Consider the following 3714-nt stretch of genomic DNA (forward strand, 5'->3'; position numbering starts at 1 on the left):
GCACGAGGGCCTCCTCGGGGAGGGGACCCGCCGGACGGCGCCCGCGGGTCCGCGCTTGCCGGCACCACCTCGGCGCCGGCCAGGTCGTCACCCGGGGCACCCCGCCGCGACAGGAGGGTTGCCGGCCAGCGAGCCGGGGCTTCGCGCTGGCGCTCATGACCTGATCGGAGCGTGCCACGGGCACGCCCCACCTGGCAACGTCGGCGCGCGGGCGGCGGACCTGAGCCGCGGCTGCGCCGTCCGGCGGAGCGCACCGCCCGTCCGGCCCCCTCCGGCTCGGGACCGCCCGCCGCACCCGCCCCATGCCCTACGCTGGCAGGACCATCCAGAGCGGCCGAGAGACCTGGCTCGACGACGCCGCAGCAACCCCCTTCGGGAGGGTGCTCATGCCGGGACCGATGGGAGGGCACGTGAGCTACGCCGGCGACCTCGCTCCGCGCGAGGCGTTCGAACTGCTGCGCGACGACGGCGAGGCCGTCCTCGTGGACGTCCGCACCGAGGCGGAGTGGACCTGGGTCGGGGTGCCGGACACCGCGGGGATCGGCAAGGGACCCGTGTTCGCGTCCTGGGCGCCCGTCGACCCCGCCGCGCCCGGGGCGCGGTTCCTCGCCGAGCTGGAGCGCGCCGGCGTCACCGCGGGCCGCCGCGGCCCGGTGCTCTTCCTGTGCCGCTCCGGCAAGCGCTCGGTCGCCGCCGCCGAGGCCGCCACCGCCGCCGGCATCGCCCCCAGCTACAACGTCCTGCACGGTTTCGAGGGCGACCTCGACGAGGACGGGCACCGCGGCGGCGCCGGCTGGCGCGCCGAGGGCCTGCCGTGGAGGCAGTCGTGAGCGGGGACCGGGCCCCGCGCCCCTGGCGGCCCGACACCACCGCCGTGCGCGGCGGCCTGGCACGCTCGGATTTCCAGGAGACCTCCGAGGCGATGTACCTCACCTCGGGGTACGTCTACGGCTCCGCCGCCGACGCCGAGGCCGCGTTCACCGGCGAGGTCGACCGCTACGTCTACTCCCGCTACGGGAACCCGACGGTGTCGGTGTTCACCGAGCGGATGCGGCTGCTGGAGGGCGCCGAGGCCTGCTACGGCCTGGCCAGCGGCATGTCCGCGGTGTTCTACGCCCTGGCCGCCCTGCTCGGCGCCGGCGACCGCGTCGTGGCCGCCCGCAGCCTGTTCGGCTCCTGCTACGTGGTCCTCGACGAGATCCTGCCGCGCTGGGGCGTCACGACGGAGTTCGTCGACGGCGAGGACCTCTCCCAGTGGGAGCGCGCCCTGGCCACCCCCGCGCAGGCGGTGTTCTTCGAGACCCCCGCCAACCCCATGCAGACCCTCGTCGACATCGAGGCCGTCGCGCAGCTGGCGCACGCGGCCGGTGCGGCGGTCGTGGTCGACAACGCCTTCGCCAGCCCCGTCGGCCAGCGGCCGCTGGAGTTCGGCGCCGACGTCGTCGTGTACTCCGCCACCAAGCACGTCGACGGGCAGGGCCGCGTCATGGGCGGCGCAGTCCTGGGCACCACCGAGTTCATCGACGGCCGGTTCCGCGAGCTGACCCGGCACACCGGGCCCACCCTCAGCCCGTTCAACGCCTGGACGCTCGCGAAGGGCCTGGAGACCCTGGGCCTGCGCGTGCGGCACTCCGCCGCCACCGCCCTGCGCATCGCCGAGCACCTCGAGGACGCCCGCGGCGTGCGCCGGGTGCGCTACCCGACCCTGCCCTCGCACCCGCAGGCCGAGCTCGCCAAGCGCCAGATGGAGCTCGGCGGCACCGTCGTGACGTTCGAGCTCGACGCGCCCGCGGGGCGCGGCAAGGAACGCGCCTTCGAGGTGCTCGATCGCCTCGGCGTCGTCGACATCTCCAACAACCTCGGCGACGCCAAGTCGCTGGCCACCCACCCCGCCACCACGACCCACCGCCGCCTCGGCGAGCAGGGCCGGGCCGCCATCGGCCTGTCCGACGCCGTGCTGCGCCTGTCGGTGGGCCTGGAGGACCCCGACGACCTGCTCGACGACCTCGACCGCGCCCTGCGGCGCTGAGCCGAGCCACCACCCCACGAACGGAGCACCCGTGAGCACCCCCCGCCGCATCGAGGTCAGCCACGCCGGCAGCCTGCCCCGCACGCCCGAGCTCATCGCCGCCAACGAGGCCCGTGAGCTCGCCGACGACGGCCTCACCCTCAAGCGCACCCCGGAGTTCGACAAGCTGCTCACCGAGGCCGTCGTCGACCTCGTGCAGCGCCAGCACGACCTCGGAGTCACGATCGTCGGCGACGGCGAGTACGGCAAGGCCATGACCAGCGCCGTCGACTACGGCGCCTGGTGGTCGTACTCCTTCCAGCGCGTGGCCGGGCTGGAGGTCACCGGCGAGGACATCTTCAGCCAGCCCACCGTGCGCTCCGAGCCGGGCCGGGTGCGGCTGACCAGCTTCCCGGACCGGCGCGACTGGCAGCTGTTCCACGACGCCTACACCGACCCCTCCTCCGGCATCTCCACCGGCAAGACCGCCACCGCGTTCCCGGCCACCACCGGACCGCTGCGCTACGTCGGCCAGGAGGCCATCGCCTCCGACATCGCCAACCTCCTCACCGGCCTGGAGGCCGCCGGGCTGCCGCGCAGCCAGGGCTTCATCACCTCCCTCTCGCCCGGCAGCGGCGCGCGCATCTCCAACCGCCACTACGCCACCGAGGAGGAGCACATCTGGGCGTGGGCGGAGGTCATGCGCGAGGAGTACCGCGCCGTCCTGGACGCCGGCCTGACCCTGCAGGTCGACGACCCCTCCATCGCGGAGAACTGGGACCAGATCAACCCCGAGCCCAGCGTCGAGGACTACCGCGCGTTCACCCGCGTGCGCGTCGAGGCCCTCAACCACGCCCTGCGCGGCCTGCCCACCGACCGGGTCCGCTTCCACCTGTGCTGGGGCAGCTGGCACGGCCCGCACACCACGGACGTGGAGTTCAAGCACATCGCCGACCTCATGCTCCAGATCGACGCCGGCTCCTACTCCTTCGAGGCCGCCAACGTGCGCCACGAGCACGAGTGGAAGGTGTGGCGGGACGTGCAGCTGCCGGCCGGCAAGAAGATCGTGCCCGGCATCGTCAGCCACGCCACGAACGTCGTCGAGCACCCCGAGCTGGTCGCCGACCGCATCGAGCGGTTCGCCTCCGTGGTGGGCCCGGAGAACGTCGTCGCCTCCACCGACTGCGGCCTCGGCGGGCGCATCCACCCGCAGATCGCCACCGCAAAGCTGGCCTCGCTCGCCGAGGGCGCGCGCATCGCCGGCCAGCGCCTCTTCGGCTGAGCCCGCGCGGTGGCCGGTCCTCCCGGACCGGCCACCGCGCAGCCCCTCCGGCGTGCCGCAGCACCACGCTGCGTGCTGCTGCGGCTGCGCGGCGAAGTGCCGCCCGGCGGTTCCCCGGAACTGCCCGCGGCACCGCGCGGGCGCTCACTACGGTGAGCCCATGAGTCCCTGGAAGACCCGCGTCGTCGGCGCGGCCGCCGCCGTCCTCGCGGCGATCAGCACCGCAGCACCCGCCCAGGCCGACCCCCGCGTGGGCGGCGAGATCGGCTACGCCTACGAGCACCGCTACGACGGGACCCGCGGCTTCCTCGGCGAGCCGCTGACCCCGGAGGTCCGCACCCCCAACGGCAAGGGCGCCTACGTCGCCTTCCAGGGCGGCTCCATCTACTGGAGCCCGTGGACGGGCGCCCGCGAGGTGCACGGC

At 74.6% G+C, this 3714-nt stretch carries 3 protein-coding genes, 1 pseudogene and 2 riboswitches; all 4 genes and pseudogenes read left to right on the forward strand.

Annotation, left to right across the window (positions count from 1 at the left end):
- Positions 1 to 46 precede the first annotated feature (46 nt).
- Positions 47 to 161: riboswitch (SAM riboswitch) on the reverse strand.
- A 157-nt stretch (positions 162 to 318) separates the two neighbouring features.
- A riboswitch (SAM riboswitch) is annotated at positions 319 to 405 on the forward strand.
- A 5-nt stretch (positions 406 to 410) separates the two neighbouring features.
- Complete coding sequence (locus GTR00_RS16435) at positions 411 to 830, forward strand: rhodanese-like domain-containing protein (RefSeq protein WP_166612666.1); 420 nt, start codon at positions 411 to 413, stop codon at positions 828 to 830.
- Complete coding sequence (locus tag GTR00_RS16440) at positions 827 to 2029, forward strand: O-succinylhomoserine sulfhydrylase (RefSeq protein WP_323132542.1); 1203 nt, start codon at positions 827 to 829, stop codon at positions 2027 to 2029. The genes GTR00_RS16435 and GTR00_RS16440 overlap by 4 nt, the downstream gene beginning before the upstream one ends.
- 31 nt (positions 2030 to 2060) lie before the next feature.
- On the forward strand, positions 2061 to 3290 hold the full coding sequence (locus GTR00_RS16445) for a cobalamin-independent methionine synthase II family protein (protein ID WP_323132543.1): 1230 nt from the start codon (positions 2061 to 2063) through the stop codon (positions 3288 to 3290).
- Positions 3291 to 3450: 160 nt separating this feature from the next.
- A pseudogene (locus GTR00_RS16450) lies at positions 3451 to 3714 on the forward strand (hypothetical protein); the annotation flags it as partial.

The organism is Kineococcus indalonis, assembly GCF_009906395.1.
GTDB classification, from domain to species: Bacteria; Actinomycetota; Actinomycetes; order Actinomycetales; family Kineococcaceae; genus Kineococcus; species Kineococcus indalonis.